Below are 16,163 nucleotides of genomic sequence, written 5' to 3' on the forward strand. Positions count from 1 at the left end.
ATGAAAACAATAACATTGCAACTGTACACTTTTGATGAATTGTCGGATGAGGTACAAAAGGAAATTATTGAGCGTGAACGCTGGAATATAATGGAGCAGTGCATGGAGGGTTATGGTTCGGATTATGTAACGTCTCTAAGAGCTTTCGAGAAATTGACAAACACCCAATCATATAGTTGGAGTGTTAACTATAGCGGATACGATTTTAATTTTAAATGTAGTTATAACCCAATTTTTGAATGTCCAGTTAATTGTGATAATGACATTTACGCAGAGGATTTGTGTGGGAAGTTACTGTTCCGATATATCAATAATAATATTATGCCATACATTACGCATGGCCAATATTATTCAACTTCAGGTGAGTGTATAGACGGGAAACGCACTTATAAGCATAGACGAAGTAGGGTTATTAAATCTTTAGAGGATTGTCCACTAACTGGTATGTGTTACGATTATTACTTGCTTGAACCTATCATTAAATATTATAAAACTTGGTGCAGTTATCCGGACAACTTTTCGCTCACAGACTTAATAGAACAATGCTACGACAGTTTTTTCAAATGCTGGCATGAAGAATATGAGTATTGGGCCAATGATGAAAATGCAATCCGGGAGGAATTACATAACAACCAGTATGAGGACAGGTTGTATTATATGGATGGAAGAGTTTATAGTGGACCGTTAGATGATGTTGCATAATTAAAATTCAAAAAACAATGGTACTCAATATAGTAAAAAATGGTACTGATTCTTCGAGCATTTTAGAATACGTGAGAAAAACTTTCAATAACTCAAAGGTAAGTATTAAAACAGACTATGAAATATCTGTTGATATTGAAGTAGTTGGCGAGGGTGGACTGCACAGTTTGGAAGGACTAAAAGAACTGGAAGATTATTTTAGAGACTATGATATCAGGATTTGGTAATTTTAAGTGGTCAAGAAATGAACGGAGAACAGATAATACCGCCAATTACTGATCCATTAGGGAAACATTGGCAACAACCTCACAGAAGATTTATTGAATTGGACGATACCCATGCACTTATGAGCGAACAAACGTTTAAGGGGCTGAAAGAATATTCGACTTCAATACCTACAGGAAGATACGAAGGTAAAATGTGGAAAGGATTTATAAAAGGGGAATGGTATCTTGTATGGCTTGCCCCTGACACAAATCACAACTTACTTCGTATAGAAAAAAGGACAATATTAATAGTATAAAATAAATAAGATATGAATAGAAGGACTTTTAAAATAGATATTGACTTTGATGTTCAGTTTTGGGCATTGTTGCCGGCAATAAATATCAATTTACACAACCATGAATTTGAGTTTGAATGGCTATGTTTTGGATTTTACTTCGGTAAACAGAAATATGAAATAGGAGAAATTAAATAGCCCTCAAAACAGAATAGATATGAGTGAATATTCATTGAAAGAAAGAGTTCAGATGTTAACATCGTCGCTTGTATATGGCGGCCCTATGACATTTGAGCAAATCAAGAAATTAGATTGGTTGAAAAATACATCTGAATACGGAATATTATTTTATCTCCGGGAAGCTGAAAGATATGAATGGATAAAGACTAAATGTTTCAAAGGTGATAAACCGAATATCTATTCAGCAACAGCTAAAGGCCGAAAAATGGCTGATGCAAGAGATTAAATAAAGAATGAATATGATATTATTTGAAAATCCACCTACCGTCTATTTTGAGAGAGTAGAAGACTATGAAGAGAAATCGACTCCGTGGAGACGGGTTCCTCCTGCATATAAAGGTTCGTCCACTAAAAGTGGGCGCAATAAGAAACAAATAAGAAGAGATCGTAAACGCAATAAGAAAAGATAGTTATGCCGCATTTAAGTTCAATGGAAAATCGAAAGCTTTATAGAATTGTAATTGATGTCCAGTACGGAGATATGCTGGACGAATGTGATAAACTGTACGATGGTAAAGGGTCTGGAACTGTTTTTACCGATGCGAATGGAGAAGCTGTTATTGATTATCTGAAGCAATGGGATAGTGATGAATGGACTGACGATGATATTCGCAGCGAAGAACCAAGGTGGGTGAATAATGGCACTGATTCCGTACATCAAAAGGATGAATACACCCTTATTTACAACTCAACTATTGGTGGTGTATATATGCTGTATCGTGAAGCAAATGATGCTGAAATAGAATGGTATAACAATAATTGATATGTATGAAAAATGAAATAAAAATAACTTTCGTAAAATCTCCAGAAGAAGGAGAAATATGTGCTGTATTTGTGAATGAATTTTGGGATAGGTCCAAAACTAAATTGACAAGCTATATGCACATCGGACAACACGCCGGCTGCTCTCCTGACATTCTGAAAAATTGGCCTTTAGCTACTGAACAAGAATATCGGTCATTGTTAGAAGAACTTAATACAATAGGATATGAAAACATCAAAATCATTCAATCAAGAATACATTGAGAAAGCGAAAACGCTAATCCATGAAATCCTCGAAGATAAAAAAGAGTATGATGATTGGACTCAAATCTGTTTTTCCATGCAAAATGCAGTACAAGCTGCGGCTAATATATGGGGAATATCATCAGATGAACAGATTAATAAGATGAGAGCCTTTATTACAGAAATGGTTCTCACCGAACTTTCAAATCTCAAACAGTTTGACATAGTGTTTAAAAAGAAGGGGATAAGGTCATTAGACACATTGTATTGCCCCAAATGTGGAAGTAATAATGTTGAAGAAAGAGCATGGGTAAATCCAAACACAGATGAAATCAGCTATAATGATTCAGTTGAGGAAGAAGATTGCTGGTGTAATATTTGTGAAGAGCATGTAGAATTATGCACCCTTTCAGAATTATGGGAAATGTTTGGGGATATTCCGGTAAACAATGATGATGAGATTGAAGAAGACTTCCTCAACTTCCCAGCCGGAACACCAAAGTTCGATGTCTGGCGTTGGTTTGATGAACGGTGTCTCAATAACCTGCACGATGATTTAATGTTTCCTCAAAACGATGCCGTATAAATCAGAAAAGATTCGTATCGCTGGAACCAAATATGATAGACGAATAAAGCTCACTCCAGACCAAAAAGAATATATAAAATGGTTGAGAGAAAAGCAATTAATCAGTTACTCTAAACTTGCTAAAATATTTGGAGTGAGCAAGCGTCTTATTCAATTTATTTGTTGCCCAGACAAATATTTGAAAAATAAAGAGAGTTTAAAACAGCGTAAAGCAGAAGGGCGATACAAACCTACAAAAGCAGAATGGGCAGCAACAATTCGTGAGCACAGGAGATATAAGGAACAACTCAAAAAGAAAGGAGATATAAAATGAAAGATAAGATTCTTACAATGTTCTTCGACATTAATAGATGGACAAAAGCAATTGAGAAAGGCGTTCTGAAGGATATTCGGAAGAGCGAACTTATCAAACTGACAGAAGAACCAACCAGAATTCGTATGGCAGAAGCTATGTTGAATGGTAAATATCAAATAACACCACCACATATTGCACAAATTCCGAAGGATAACGGAGAGTTTCGTACTGTATATGTCAACGAACCTATTGATCGTATAATCCTAAGCATCGCGAATGATTTGCTATTTGATTTAATGCCAGAGATGATTCATCCTGCTTGTAAATCTTATCAGGTCGGTATTGGTTGCGGTAAAGTGGTTCTGGAAGTAAGTCACACAATTGTTGACATGAAAAGTGATGGTTATGTGGGCTGGAAATCTGATTTAAGTAAATATTTCGACACTGTTCCTATCCGGTTTATTGACGCAGCTTTTGATAAGGTGGAAGCTAAGTATGGTCACTCTGTGTTAATTGATGTATTAAGAAAATACTATCATTGCGGATTGTATTTCGATGAGAACAACGAACTGCATGAGAAATATCAATCACTTAAACAAGGATGCGCAGTAGCAAGCTGGTTAGCCAACGTGTTGCTATATAGCTTGGATGATGAACTGTCCCAATTGAATGGGTTTTACGTAAGGTATTCGGATGATATGTTGTTCGTTGGTCCGGACTATGAAAAGGCTATGACCATTTTACAAAAGAGATTGGCCGAAAAATCAATGAATTTGAATCCCAAGAAAGTAGAGTACCTGACTATGGACAAGTGGTTCAAATTTCTAGGTTTCAGCATTAAGGGAAGTATGATTTCTTTCTCTCCCAATCGTCTTAAAACCTTCCAGAAAGAAATAGAATCAAGAACCATCAGAAAACGTGGTATTACGTTGAAGAAGGCTGTGGATTCGGTTAACCGATATTTATATAAAGGCAATGGAGAATATAGTTGGGCGACTCAGACCCTTCCAGTATGTAATGTTCGGGTTGATATTAATGAATTGAATAAATTCGTAATGGATTGCCTTAGAGCCGTTGAAACTGGGAAACATAAAGTTGGTGGCCTTGGCTATGTTAAGGATAAGCCGGATGGTTGTGTTGTTAGAGGTATTGGTCGGAACGTAAAGGCTAATCGAAATAAATCTAAGAGTAAAGAAATTGAAGGTTATTTGACAATAGGTTGTATGCAGAATGCTATTTTGACCAGAAGAGCAGCGTACAATACTTTAGTGGCAATATTGTAACTACAATCTGAACACACAGTAAATGAATCCGAGGAACAAGTGTTTAATATCCAGATTATATATTAGGTACCCCGATTCTATCCTTGAAGGATTACATCCTTCAGTATCTACTCCGGGTACCATATAATCATCTGGATTATATCAATGAAGATAAAGAAATGTGTCGATTGTTATGAGGGTTTATAAAGCAGCACAGCAGGCAAGTTCAAGAAGAAAATTTCATATTCTAAAGTATGAACTATTGATCGTTCACCGGAGGTTACAAGGCTGCATAGCCTCTCACCTCAGGTTCTCGATCAGGTCATATTTATAATTATCATGAGAGTAAAGTGATGTGCCATTCATTTGAGGACTTGTAAAATAAGCGAAATACATCGAAGTTATCCAAGGAATATATTTTCACTACTCCGGTAGAAATTATATCCTGGAACCGAAGATTATATCTGTCGGGTCCAGGATAATCCAACCGGATTACATCTATTGGGTAAAGTAATGTATCAGTATTATGAGGATAACTATTTAGCACAGAAATGTAATTCAAGAAATATCATTTATATAGCTGGTTATATATCAGGAAGGGCCGAGTACTAATTGTCCTGGTCCGTTCCTGATCACACCAGCTTTAAATCGAATAAGTATAGAAATGTGCCAATATTTTGAGAATTACAACTTATTACTTAACACAAAGTTTACAGTCTGGGATTTAGTAATTTAACATACTGGACAAGATATGATGCCCGCGTGATGACGGTCATCCTATGTATGACCTAGGATTACGCGGGCATTACTTGATACAGTATATATCATAAGCATATAGACATGTGTCACGCTAAATGGGGGCTGTTTTATAAGTAACACAACTTTCATTTATACAAGAACCTTGCGTTTAACAACTATCCGACAATTACGCCGGCATCTACGGTTTTATAAACCTATATTCCGGCGTATTCTGGATGTTAATATCAGGCTTTTAAAGAAATGTGTCAAAGGTTTGAGTATAAAATCAAAAGTAAACATTATGAAAAATATTTATCAAGAATCAATACAGGCTGTAGAGAACGGAACCAAGTTTAAAGTAGATTTTAAAACACGAAGTTTCAAACTTAATGGCCAATATATTATACAGAATTCGCAGTATGAGGGAGACTTAGGTGTGGAATTATGCGCTTCTCTTGATGAGTTTCTGTCTAATGTAGAGCATTTATATACTCGATATAAACATTCTATTCCATCAACAATGAGTGAATGTAAAAGCCGAAAATACTTTAAGGCTTTGTCTGATAAAGATTTGGAGGATGAAGACATGTTGTTTGGAGTTGGTCGAGATATAGCACAAGTCGAATTGGAATTATACATTCTCTGTCAAATAATATTGGGTATAGGTTGGGATGCTAATAAAATGGGTAAATGGTTTTGGCAAAGCAACAAAGATAGAGATTTAGTAATTCTCAAAAACTGGGTTACAGTAGAGAAATAAATAATCAGACTAAAAATTAAATTATTAATAAGTTATGAAACAGTTAAAATTTGAATGTCCTGAGTGTGGTACCGAGTTTACGCTTACAGCTAATCAAACCAAAGCTAAGGAGCGTATTGAAGCTCTAAAGAAAGCTGGTGTTGATGTTAGTGAGCTTTTTGCAATGCAAAGTGCAGATGGTTTGGAGTTTATAGCCTCAAAAAGAGATGGTGTCATTAGTATCTTGGAAGAAGATGATCCAATCTTCCAGGCCATTATAATTCAAGGCACAATTCCTAATCGGCAATTATTCAGACGTTGGGTAATGGCACAGATGTTCCGCATAATTTATATAACTACCAATACCCACGGTGCTTATAAGCCAATTGGAGTTTCAGAGGTGATTCGTAATATGGGATATGAATATCAGTGGAAGATGCTAAATAACGAGTTGTACGCCCAGCACAAAATGATGCAGAATGGTGATGTCGATAATTTCAGAGATCGAAATCGCTGGTTCAACAAAAGAGTGGTATTAGATATGGCAAAAGACTATATCGAGAAACTCAAAAAGAGATTTGAGAAGTTGAAATTGAGAAAATGTAAAGGGGTACCGTATAAACGTATCAACGGTCAAAACATTTTCGTTGATGATTTTGATAAAAAAGTAATCAAGCCATTGTTGTTTGCAGTACATAAAATACAACATGCCGAAAACACTTATGAACTTTGGCATTCGGTGCAGGAGTTCAATAAAAGGCGTATCAAAATGCATTGGGGTACTCCTCAAAATGCAGCATGGCTAGATGCTTACAAAGGAGCTGGAGCGTTCTTTACAATGCAGAACATGATTCGTTTTCATAATTGCGTTATCATTGATGACAATGGAAAAACATTAAGTAAAAACGCGTCCCTTGCTTTTTTGAATAAGAAGGCAAAGTTGTACGAGAATAGAGAAGGTTGGCGTTTGATTGGTATGTTGAAGAAAACGCTGGATGACAACAACATTGATGTGGTTGCTAAAATGAAGGAATGGCGTAAATAACTTAATCAAGGCAGTTTTCATAAACCAGTTTAGGTACATTTCCTCTGGTTTATGAAAATAAAATTAGAAAGATTGATTATGAGAAACGATATAATATTCAAACGTTCCGTCCAATTTCGGGACCAAAATAAAAACAGTTGGACTGTAGATTTTGAGGTTTATAAAGAAGAATCTACTCGTATAAACCGTGAAACATTGCAAAAATTTAAACAAAGTTTCAGCGTTTCGGTATGTGGGGCTGGTGGTATGAGTGCTGGGCAATGCTACGATCATATAAATCCTCGTACAGAAGGACAAAAGAAACTTTTGGAATTTTGGAACAAATATCATCTAGGTGGTATGTCTGGCGGTACAGTTCGTCAAGATGAATATTTAAACGGTGAGCAATATGTTAACGACTACAATTACTTTGTGGAGTTGTTTAAAACATATAATGAACATTACCGTGAACAGTTTGATGATATTTCTTTTCAGATTCTTGTTAAGAATTTTAATATTAGTGACGCGGCTATAATACAGGTGAGAAATGTGCTTTATGAGAAAATGAGGAATAATCCCATTCAATATATCCTTGGATTGTCAAACAAATGCTTCCATACATCTTCAGACTACAACGTAAAATGTTTCTTTCTTGCTATAAAAGGCTTATATGTAGATAATGGATATAAATATGGTAATGGCTGGTTATACAGTCCGCTTCCAGATAATATTGAAGGGATCATAAATAATATTTGTGACCTTGTTGAAGAAGAAGAAACTGCGTTAACAGAAGAACTGGAAGCGGTTTTTGACATGGGGAAAGAAGGGTTTATTGCCACAAAAGAAATCATCCAGCAAGTAATGGATTTACGTGAATGTGACGAAGATGAAGCAAAACGCTTCGTAGCTTTGGGAGTACATTTGGGATGTACATTCGGTGATTTGAATGATACATTTGAAGAATGTTCCTATGGTGAACAACTATACTGTGCAAATGGTATTGATTATTATATTGGCACGGAAGATGAACTGACCAATATAGCTAATGATATAGTACATAATGATGATGAATACGCGTATTTATGGCGTGAATCTGTGGCGGCTCAAAGAACTACTGATTCATTGAGTGATTGGTTGGATTCAATCATAAATGAGGATGGTTGGTGCTCGGTACTTAATTCTTGGGATGGACGGCATGAAGAATATAAGATTGCTGGGGAATATATCTGTGTTTGTAGATCATAAAATTGAATTATCATGGAGTATATGAAACATACCAACTTTTATGCTATGTATAATGAAATTAGAAAGAAAGAAGCTGATGAATTACGATTAGCATTGAAAGCTCATGGTGGTGAATTTACATGGATTGATGACAATAACATAGAACAGCAGATATATAGTCCGCCTATAATATTAGTAAATTTAGACGGTGGTCCTATGGATGTTGTTGTACATAAGGTATGGTTGAATAATAATTCTATTAAATTATCTGTATATGATAATGGATGGGGAAATAAAATAAATATTGAATTGGATGACATTTCTCCAGGACATCTTTCTTATATTATTGAATACATGCCTGTTACAGACAAGGTAAAATCAGTGGCAATAAACGATGATTAATATGGGGCATAAAAAGACGATTGATTATTGGAGACACCCAACCAAAAGGGAAATTAAGTTCGGTGAGGGAGCTATTCATTGGTTAACAGTGGATATTGAGAAAGTTCAGAAGCCAGACGGAAGTTTGAAAAAATGGTTTATTCATACAGACGGACTAAGGTACAATCGACCATAGTTAAAATGATGTCTGTAAAGCAAAGGCTGTTCTAACAAAATAGAGCAGCCTTTTGTGTTAAACAATGGTTAAAGTGGACAACTATTCACACCATATAAAACTATAAAATCTATTCACATTAAAACAGTAACAAATATGCCATTGAGAATTGAGAATATCAAGTTGGCAGGAACCAAATTTGATGGTCGCGCTAAGTTGTCACCAGAACAACGCCAGGCTATTCAGATTTTGGCCCGTGAAGGATATAGCCAAAGAAGACTGGCCGCTATGTTCAATGTTAGTAAGCGGCTTATACAATCTATACTATCTCCTCCTGTTCGCAAGCACTCTAAACAATATCCAACAGAATATTGGACAGAGTTAAAACGGAAGTATCGAAAAAAGAAAATTGATTTATACAGAAATGGAAAGATCAAATTTAATAACAAGCTGAAAAATAAATGAAACGCAAGCGTATCAAGTATGTAGCTAACATTGATTTCGACTATCGTTCAATTACTGATGCAAAGCAACATATAAAAATATTCTTGAAATCGCTTCTTTCGCAAATAGGTTTACACCCAGGAATAGACTATATCGTAACAGCTAATCATTTGCGAATTAGACATGTGAAAAATATTACAGGAAAAATAACCACCACACTTAAAGAGATATTCCCAGTATTCAATTTTTATTGGAAGACTCCAAGGCTATTGGTGTGGTTCTAAAATCAATATTAATAATAATTTACAAGTATGGAAAAGTATTCTATTTCGGTTTTAGGAGCCGACAAGAAACAGTATGAAATCGCAGATTTCAGAGCAAGAGGTATGAATTATACTAATGCTATTGGCATTATCGTAACAACAGAATTTATGAGCCGTATTTTGGCGTTTGACACTTGGCAAGAACAATGGGGAAATACTGATAGGATCTTAACGGAAGAGCAGAATGAATCCGTTGCTATGCAAACTTTCTCCGGACTTGATCTAACCAAACGTATTGTAGAAGCACAAACTGATATTGATGGAATGACTGCCGTCAAACGCTGCTGGAACTATCAAAAAGGTGGCCTCCAGTGGTATTTGCCTTGTTTGATGGAGCTAGGAGTGCTTTGCGCATATCATGATGAGATAAACAAAGCAATGAAAGAAATTGGATGTCCCGATGAATGTTTACTTCCTACAGAAGATTCTGATGAAACCTGGGTCTGGAGTAGCAGTGAGTACAGTCAGAGCGGCAGCTGGTACGTGGGCTTTAGTAATGGCCACTTCAGCGGCAACGGCAAGTACGGCAGTGGCATGGTGAGAGCGGTTGCAGCATTTCAGCCTTCGCCGAGCCTGTTGACAGGCGAGGCAAAAAGTAACGATTGTCTGCATAGTGACGAAGCTCTTATAAACATGTTACGTGAACGTGGTTATAAAGGCGAATTGACTAAGACCTTGACTATTTAATATTATCGCCACCCATATTTGATATGGTATGGGTGGCAGAATATTTTTGACACATGGAAACATTTAAAAAGATTATAAGACAATATGCACAAAGCGAAGTGTGTATGGGAGAATTGTTAGCTAATATTTCGGCAGATGGCATGTCTATTGAAGATGCTTTTGAATTGTATATAAAAGCTATGAACTATGCTGAAAAAGATGAATTTTATCAATTAGCTGACGGAGAAGTGAAACTATTAACAGCTAAGAGTGAAGATGACAAACAACCTTTAAAACAATTGTTAGATTCGCTAAATATGTCCTAATATATAAAATTGAACATGAATAAATACTATTTTATAAATATTGGTGCTGAAGTAATATGGCACCCTGAAAATAGTGACGAGCAGAAAGTTATGCAAATATGCACCTCGGTTTCTTATCCTGTTGAAAATGACACATTAGTTTCTCTAATTTTTTCTGATAAAAAAGGGAGTGTAAAAGTAAAGGCCGACGAATTAACTCCAAAATTGACTGACTTCAATCAAGGGTACTGGTGCGCACTTCAAGATGCAATAAGTAATGGTGCCTCTGATATGGTTATTCAGGAAATGCTACGCAGTGCCGGATTTACATACTGGGAATGTTACTGGCATATACAAAATTCTGATTTTCAGTCAGAAAAAATATGGTCGATTATTCGTGGGATGTTTTGCCAAAATCCAGATTATATTGATTGGAATGGTGCTGATTATCCAATAAAAACGGTAGTAATCTTTGAAAATACTCCTGATGAAGAAAAGGTGACTGTATCTGTAGAACGGTTAGCGCGACAATTATTAGATGATATGGGTAATTGGAGTACACGAGAAGCAGAATTTGTAGATGAACAGATTTATTTCTATCTGGATGAAGATACCTTTAATATGCCTGATGAAGATATTGTAGAATACTTGGAAAAACAATGAAATTACTTTATATAGATTTATTTTGTGGTGCCGGTGGAACCAGCACAGGGGTAGAAAAAGCCCGTTTAGAGAATGAACAATGTGCTAAGGTAATAGCATGTGTAAATCATGATAAAAATGCGATTGCAAGTCATGCTGCTAATCATCCGGACGCTCTTCATTTTACAGAAGATATTCGTACACTAAATTTATCTCCTTTAGTTTCCCATCTACAAAAATGCAGAGCTGAATACCCTGAAGCATTGATAGTTTTATGGGCTTCGTTGGAATGTACTAATTTCTCGAAAGCTAAAGGTGGTCAACCACGAGATGCAGATAGTAGAACACTTGCAGAGCACTTGTTTCGGTATATTGAGGCTATTAACCCAGACTATATTCAAATTGAGAATGTAGAAGAGTTTATGTCATGGGGAGATTTGGATGAGTACGGTAAACCCATTAGTCGTGATAAAGGTAAATCTTATTTGAGATGGCTGGATAGCGTAAGGTCTTATGGCTACAAATTTGAACATAAAATATTAAATTCAGCAGACTATGGGGCTTACACTTCTAGGAAGAGATTTTTCGGAATATTTGCGAAAGGGAGTTTACCTATTGTTTTTCCAGAGCAAACCCATTCTAAAAAGCCAGACCCAAAATTAAAGAACTGGAAGGCAGTACGAGAAGTGTTAGACTTTGATGATGAAGGGAAAAGTATATTTGGTCGGAAAACACCTTTAGTAGATTCTTCTTTATTAAGAATTTATGCAGGACTTATTAAGTTTGTAGCAGGTGGAAAAGATGCCTTCATGGTTAAGTATAACTCAATGAGTAAAGCTGGAAAGTACAATGCTCTGGGAGTTGAGGATCCATGTCCAGTAATATCTACTCAAAATCGACTTGGTGTTGCTTGCATAAACCGTTTAAATATTCTAACCGGAAAAGCATTTATTTCTGTTCATTATGGAAATGGATTTTGTAAATCTGTAGATGAACCAGCACCAACTGTAACAACAAAAGACCGATTTTCATTAATTTCTTCTGTGTTTATTGACCAACAATACGGAAACAGTAAGCCTTCTTCGCTGGATAAACCACTAGGTTGTATTACTGTTAATCCCAAATATAGCCTTGTAAGCTGTAAACCTTGGATTTTAAATACAAATTTTAAGAATGTTGGCACAAGTATAAATCAACCGGCACCAGTAATTACTGCAAACCGTAAATGGCATTACTTGATGAATCCTCAATTTAATTCTGCTGGTGGATCAGTAGATAAACCTTGTTTTACGTTAATCGCTAGAATGGATAAGATGCCACCATATTTGATTGAAGCATCTGGAGAGGGAGAGCTACCTGGCTTTATTAAGATGTTTCCAGGAGGACTGGTATATGAGATATATGACACAGATAGTGATGTAATGAAGAAAATAAAGGAATTCATGGCTATGTATGGTATTTCCGACATAAAAATGAGAATGCTAACGATTCCAGAGTTGAAACGTATTATGGGATTCCCAGAAGATTATATGCTAATAGGAACAAAAGCAGAACAGAAAAAGTATATAGGAAATGCCGTAGAAGTTAATATGGCACGAGTTCTTTGTGAGGCATTATGTAAAATATTAGTAACAACGCAACGTAAGGTTGCATAATTCAACAACAATAATATGGAAAATTTAAAATTTAATGTTGGGGATAATGTGAAAATTGTCTCTAATGATTTGCAACCGGCAATGGTTGGGAAAATTGGTCGAGTAAAGAAAGTGTATCCGTCATTTTCTGAAGATTCAGATAACAATGTTCAGCCTTCTTACTTTTATCGTGTTGAAGTTGGAGGAGCTGTTTTAAAAGGAATTGCAGCAAGCAGTGATCTGGAAAAAGTATAGAAAAATGATATGAAAAAATACCGAGTGACGATTGACTTGGATGCTTTTGAAATAGTGGTTTCGGCTAATAATAAAGCCGAAGCCAAAAGAAAAGCTATCGAGAGACTTCAAAGAAAGAAGATCACTTCCCTGATTCGTAAATCTTGGCCTGACAATAAGAAAGAGGTGTATGTTGATGAGGAATAATTTGAGAATCAAAAGGAGATATGAGCAAAGATAATATTACAGAGTCTGTGAATACATGGGATAATTTCTATCAAAGTCGTGTCTGTAACGACAGTTATGTGAATGTCTTTTGTAAAAAATATAACCGGTTTATAGAAGAAATAATTATCAATATACAACAAATATCCTACGACCTGAAAGCACCCCTTATCTTAAAGGAGGAAGGATGTGGAATAGGTACTGTAAGCCTTGCTATTTCGCAAATAGGAGAGAGATTGTTTAATTATTTTGGATTAACAGGCGTTTCTGATGTAAAGAAAATTTCAAAAGTCGTCTTCTCTGACATCAATATTCCTATGTTGGAGCTATGTTGCAAGAACACACTCTCAATATCCACGGATAATTACTTAGGAAAAGTCCCATTGTTTTATGTTAAAGAGAATATTTGTGAACCTAAGTTTTTTGAATCATCTACAGTAGTGGTAACACATGGGGTCTTGGAACATTTTTCTGATGTAGATATAACAAGAATCATGTCAACATATAACAATGATAAGGTTTTGTTTCAAGCTCATTATGTTCCAACTAGCCAATACACGTCTCCTTCTTTTGGAGACGAACGTTTGCTGCCTACAGATTACTGGATCACATTAGTAAAACCGGATTATTATCTTCTTGATAATAATGGTAAAGATTTGTATATGTTTAAAACTAAACCGGCACCGACAAGAAGATAAGAGAGTCTATAAATGATAAATTTTGAGAACATGGCAACTAATGTTAATAATGCGGAAAGATTAAGAAGTTATTTTCTTTCTCACAAACAAAGGGAAAATATTATCAATGTATGTAGAGCACGCCCAAATTGGGACGGTTGTGACTATTGTGACTTATATTCAGGTTCAGGGCTTCCATGTTGGAAGCAAGATGATAAACATAATTGTTGCAAATTAGAGGAACAAAACAAAAAACAAGAATGTATGAAAGAAAAATCAGAAACAAAAGATTTAGCAATGACACCTAAAGAACAGGAAATGGATTTGCGTAGATGGTGTGTGGAAGTATCGGTGAAAATCTGTGATAAAGAATCCATCATTGAAGTTGCCGAAAAACTGTACAAATGGATTACACAATAGAAAATGACGTAAAGTCAGGTAGCAATAGTTGTGCACGCCCTGACTTTAAACATTAGTCTAATTCAAAAACAACATGTCCTTTACCAGCAGCAGCTATGTTAATTAGCTCTGATGTTAATTTGCATCCTGCATTGGTACAAATGAGAGTTACGTTATTCTTTGACGCAGCCATAGCAATGTTGATTAGTTCTGAAGTTAGTTTTGATTTACAGTTAATCTTTACACTTCCACCTGCGTTGAGGATGTTGATAATTTCACTAGTTAATTTCATAAACAATAATTTTTTAAATTCGACAGTTGTAAAAGTAGTAATAAAAAACAAAGGGCGCATCCATTTCAGCAATAATTTTAAAATTCGACACTTTATTTTTATTAGGGTGTGCTCTTTAACTAATAAATGTATAGAAATGAAGATAAGAATAGGAAAATCTTTTGATAAAGAAACAAATGAAGTCTTTTATCAGCTACAATTTAAATTGGATGGAGAACGGACCTATAACGCATATTCTTATGATGTTTTTAAAGAGGAATCTGACGCAAAAGAAGCTCTTAACAAACATCTAAATGGTGAACGTGAATACACTTATTTTGTGAGTGCTGAAAAAGTTAAAAGAACAATCAAAGGGAACCGCGTAGATGTGAAAAAGGTGTTGGCATTTCATGTAATGTCAGCTAAGTCAGATTTACCCGGTTCTCGTATTTGGGTGAAAATTAACTAATAAAAAGATAGTAATTAATATGGGAACATTTATTTTTAGACTATGCATTGATAATACACTTTGCTTAGTTACCGCTTTTGATAAAATAGAAGCAGAACACATGTTGGAGAAAAACAAAGGCATCATCTCAAAGGCCGAGTATTATTTTGTTGGGGTAACGAGCGGGGTGATTACTATTAGTAAAGATGGAAATTTAACTTATTAAATATCGTAAATGAGTAAAAAGAGAATTACAGATGACCGTAAACAGCTTTTAATACGGTATAAGATAGATGAAAAAGGATGTGTCTCTTTTATAGACCCCTGCTGCGATGAAATTCCAGTTTGCCTTTTCGGTAAGATAATGGAAGCTATATCAAATGTAGAACAAGAATGGAATTGTAGAATTGCTAATAAAGTCGACTCTCTTCTGCCTAATATTACATTCGAGAAACCAACACTCAGATAAGAATAAATATGAAATTCTGTGATTTACCGATTGATACTCAACAACGATTGAATTGCGAACGATTGAATTTACATAATCGTTCAATTAATAGTGCATACGAAGTGCTATTGTATAATCAACCTGGTACTCGTTATTTTCATGCAAGACGTCATCAAAATTCGTGGTCTGATGATAAAGGTAACTATATGCCGTTTGGAGGTGGTTCTGAATGGACGCTGCAATATGGATGTATAGGTTTCTCTCGTAAGAAACAAGTAATGGGTTACGATTATGAATTATGTCGTGGCAAGACCTATTCTAAGTCTGCAAATGGGACAATTATTCCAGCTTCCGTAAAAACAAAGAAGGAAGTTTTGAGTATAGCAAAAGCGATTGGAATATTGAAAACATTGGTTTAATTAAAGTTGATATACAATATGGGTAAAACAATAGTTAATGAAATCGAGAAATGTACACAATGTCCACATTGTACAATTCTTCCGGACCCAGATCCGTATGATTGGTTTTGTGACGATGACGTAAAACTCTTCTGTGAAAAATTAAAAAGGACAGT

The 16,163-nt window shown here is 35.4% G+C and carries 28 protein-coding genes; 27 read left to right on the forward strand and 1 reads right to left on the reverse strand.

Annotated features, from left to right (window positions below; genetic code table 11):
• The 24 genes from DW862_RS13550 to DW862_RS13660 all read left to right on the forward strand — a co-directional run bounded on the left by DW862_RS13550 (position 1) and on the right by DW862_RS13660 (position 14,443).
• Positions 1-702, forward strand: coding sequence for a hypothetical protein (locus DW862_RS13550; RefSeq protein WP_120068791.1), 702 nt, complete (start codon positions 1-3; stop codon positions 700-702).
• 17 nt (positions 703-719) lie between these two features.
• Positions 720-929 carry a hypothetical protein gene (locus tag DW862_RS13555; protein WP_120068794.1) on the forward strand — a complete coding sequence of 70 codons (210 nt, stop codon included), beginning with the start codon at positions 720-722 and terminating at the stop codon, positions 927-929.
• 17 nt (positions 930-946) lie between these two features.
• On the forward strand, positions 947-1,225 hold the full coding sequence (locus tag DW862_RS13560) for a hypothetical protein (protein ID WP_133304324.1): 279 nt from the start codon (positions 947-949) through the stop codon (positions 1,223-1,225).
• A 12-nt stretch (positions 1,226-1,237) separates the two neighbouring features.
• On the forward strand, positions 1,238-1,402 hold the full coding sequence (locus DW862_RS25930) for a hypothetical protein (protein WP_165861917.1): 165 nt from the start codon (positions 1,238-1,240) through the stop codon (positions 1,400-1,402).
• Positions 1,403-1,421: 19 nt separating this feature from the next.
• Positions 1,422-1,670 carry a hypothetical protein gene (locus DW862_RS13565; protein ID WP_004318162.1) on the forward strand — a complete coding sequence of 83 codons (249 nt, stop codon included), beginning with the start codon at positions 1,422-1,424 and terminating at the stop codon, positions 1,668-1,670.
• A gap of 13 nt (positions 1,671-1,683) precedes the next feature.
• Positions 1,684-1,854: a hypothetical protein gene (locus tag DW862_RS25935; RefSeq protein WP_165861918.1), complete on the forward strand. Its 171-nt coding sequence runs from the start codon at positions 1,684-1,686 to the stop codon at positions 1,852-1,854.
• A 20-nt stretch (positions 1,855-1,874) separates the two neighbouring features.
• The gene (locus DW862_RS13570) at positions 1,875-2,207 is read left to right on the forward strand and encodes a hypothetical protein (protein WP_243636489.1); all 333 of its coding nucleotides are present in this window, start codon (positions 1,875-1,877) and stop codon (positions 2,205-2,207) included.
• Positions 2,208-2,212: 5 nt separating this feature from the next.
• A complete protein-coding gene (locus DW862_RS13575; protein ID WP_115484583.1) occupies positions 2,213-2,470 on the forward strand; it encodes a hypothetical protein in 258 nt (85 codons plus the stop codon).
• Entirely contained in the window at positions 2,433-3,035 is a 603-nt protein-coding gene (locus DW862_RS13580; protein ID WP_115484584.1) for a hypothetical protein, read from the forward strand. The genes DW862_RS13575 and DW862_RS13580 overlap by 38 nt, the downstream gene beginning before the upstream one ends.
• Entirely contained in the window at positions 3,025-3,348 is a 324-nt protein-coding gene (locus tag DW862_RS13585) for a hypothetical protein (protein WP_115484585.1), read from the forward strand. The genes DW862_RS13580 and DW862_RS13585 overlap by 11 nt, the downstream gene beginning before the upstream one ends.
• On the forward strand, positions 3,345-4,613 hold the full coding sequence (locus tag DW862_RS13590; protein ID WP_117615065.1) for an RNA-directed DNA polymerase: 1,269 nt from the start codon (positions 3,345-3,347) through the stop codon (positions 4,611-4,613). Before DW862_RS13585 ends, DW862_RS13590 begins: the two co-directional genes overlap by 4 nt.
• A 1,018-nt stretch (positions 4,614-5,631) precedes the next feature.
• Entirely contained in the window at positions 5,632-6,090 is a 459-nt protein-coding gene (locus DW862_RS13595) for a hypothetical protein (RefSeq protein ID WP_008768606.1), read from the forward strand.
• A 34-nt stretch (positions 6,091-6,124) separates the two neighbouring features.
• Positions 6,125-7,114, forward strand: coding sequence for a hypothetical protein (locus DW862_RS13600; RefSeq protein WP_008768607.1), 990 nt, complete (start codon positions 6,125-6,127; stop codon positions 7,112-7,114).
• 78 nt (positions 7,115-7,192) lie between these two features.
• Positions 7,193-8,338 carry a hypothetical protein gene (locus DW862_RS13605; protein WP_243636490.1) on the forward strand — a complete coding sequence of 382 codons (1,146 nt, stop codon included), beginning with the start codon at positions 7,193-7,195 and terminating at the stop codon, positions 8,336-8,338.
• A gap of 21 nt (positions 8,339-8,359) precedes the next feature.
• Positions 8,360-8,719 carry a hypothetical protein gene (locus tag DW862_RS13610; protein WP_243636491.1) on the forward strand — a complete coding sequence of 120 codons (360 nt, stop codon included), beginning with the start codon at positions 8,360-8,362 and terminating at the stop codon, positions 8,717-8,719.
• 310 nt (positions 8,720-9,029) lie between these two features.
• On the forward strand, positions 9,030-9,338 hold the full coding sequence (locus DW862_RS13620; protein WP_117615068.1) for a helix-turn-helix domain-containing protein: 309 nt from the start codon (positions 9,030-9,032) through the stop codon (positions 9,336-9,338).
• 290 nt (positions 9,339-9,628) lie between these two features.
• The gene (locus DW862_RS13630) at positions 9,629-10,327 is read left to right on the forward strand and encodes a DUF1566 domain-containing protein (RefSeq protein ID WP_120068811.1); all 699 of its coding nucleotides are present in this window, start codon (positions 9,629-9,631) and stop codon (positions 10,325-10,327) included.
• Between the two features lie 53 nt (positions 10,328-10,380).
• Positions 10,381-10,632, forward strand: coding sequence for a hypothetical protein (locus tag DW862_RS13635; RefSeq protein WP_008647747.1), 252 nt, complete (start codon positions 10,381-10,383; stop codon positions 10,630-10,632).
• A 15-nt stretch (positions 10,633-10,647) separates the two neighbouring features.
• On the forward strand, positions 10,648-11,274 hold the full coding sequence (locus DW862_RS13640; RefSeq protein ID WP_008647745.1) for a hypothetical protein: 627 nt from the start codon (positions 10,648-10,650) through the stop codon (positions 11,272-11,274).
• Positions 11,271-12,908 (forward strand): DNA cytosine methyltransferase, encoded by a 1,638-nt coding sequence (locus tag DW862_RS13645; RefSeq protein WP_032846357.1) that lies wholly within the window; start codon positions 11,271-11,273, stop codon positions 12,906-12,908. Before DW862_RS13640 ends, DW862_RS13645 begins: the two co-directional genes overlap by 4 nt.
• Positions 12,909-12,923: 15 nt before the next feature.
• Entirely contained in the window at positions 12,924-13,142 is a 219-nt protein-coding gene (locus DW862_RS13650; protein WP_032846355.1) for a hypothetical protein, read from the forward strand.
• A 9-nt stretch (positions 13,143-13,151) separates the two neighbouring features.
• The gene (locus DW862_RS25940) at positions 13,152-13,328 is read left to right on the forward strand and encodes a hypothetical protein (protein ID WP_165861919.1); all 177 of its coding nucleotides are present in this window, start codon (positions 13,152-13,154) and stop codon (positions 13,326-13,328) included.
• A gap of 20 nt (positions 13,329-13,348) precedes the next feature.
• Positions 13,349-14,044 (forward strand): class I SAM-dependent methyltransferase, encoded by a 696-nt coding sequence (locus DW862_RS13655; protein WP_032846354.1) that lies wholly within the window; start codon positions 13,349-13,351, stop codon positions 14,042-14,044.
• Between the two features lie 30 nt (positions 14,045-14,074).
• Complete coding sequence (locus DW862_RS13660) at positions 14,075-14,443, forward strand: hypothetical protein (protein WP_133304325.1); 369 nt, start codon at positions 14,075-14,077, stop codon at positions 14,441-14,443.
• 52 nt (positions 14,444-14,495) lie between these two features.
• Here DW862_RS13660 and DW862_RS13665 read toward each other — a convergent pair whose 3' ends face one another.
• On the reverse strand, positions 14,496-14,714 hold the full coding sequence (locus DW862_RS13665; RefSeq protein WP_133304326.1) for a hypothetical protein: 219 nt from the start codon (positions 14,712-14,714) through the stop codon (positions 14,496-14,498).
• A gap of 136 nt (positions 14,715-14,850) precedes the next feature.
• Between DW862_RS13665 and DW862_RS13670 the strand changes: the two genes are divergently transcribed.
• From DW862_RS13670 to DW862_RS13685, 3 genes are all read left to right on the forward strand, one after another.
• Positions 14,851-15,162, forward strand: coding sequence for a hypothetical protein (locus tag DW862_RS13670; RefSeq protein ID WP_032846348.1), 312 nt, complete (start codon positions 14,851-14,853; stop codon positions 15,160-15,162).
• A 19-nt stretch (positions 15,163-15,181) separates the two neighbouring features.
• Positions 15,182-15,367, forward strand: a complete 186-nt coding sequence (locus DW862_RS13675) for a hypothetical protein (RefSeq protein ID WP_032555586.1) — start codon at positions 15,182-15,184, stop codon at positions 15,365-15,367.
• A gap of 251 nt (positions 15,368-15,618) precedes the next feature.
• The gene (locus DW862_RS13685; protein ID WP_008768617.1) at positions 15,619-16,008 is read left to right on the forward strand and encodes a hypothetical protein; all 390 of its coding nucleotides are present in this window, start codon (positions 15,619-15,621) and stop codon (positions 16,006-16,008) included.
• The last annotated feature ends 155 nt before the right edge of the window (positions 16,009-16,163 follow it).

This window comes from Bacteroides sp. AM37-9 (assembly GCF_003603455.1).
In the GTDB taxonomy this organism is placed as follows: domain Bacteria; phylum Bacteroidota; class Bacteroidia; order Bacteroidales; family Bacteroidaceae; genus Bacteroides; species Bacteroides xylanisolvens.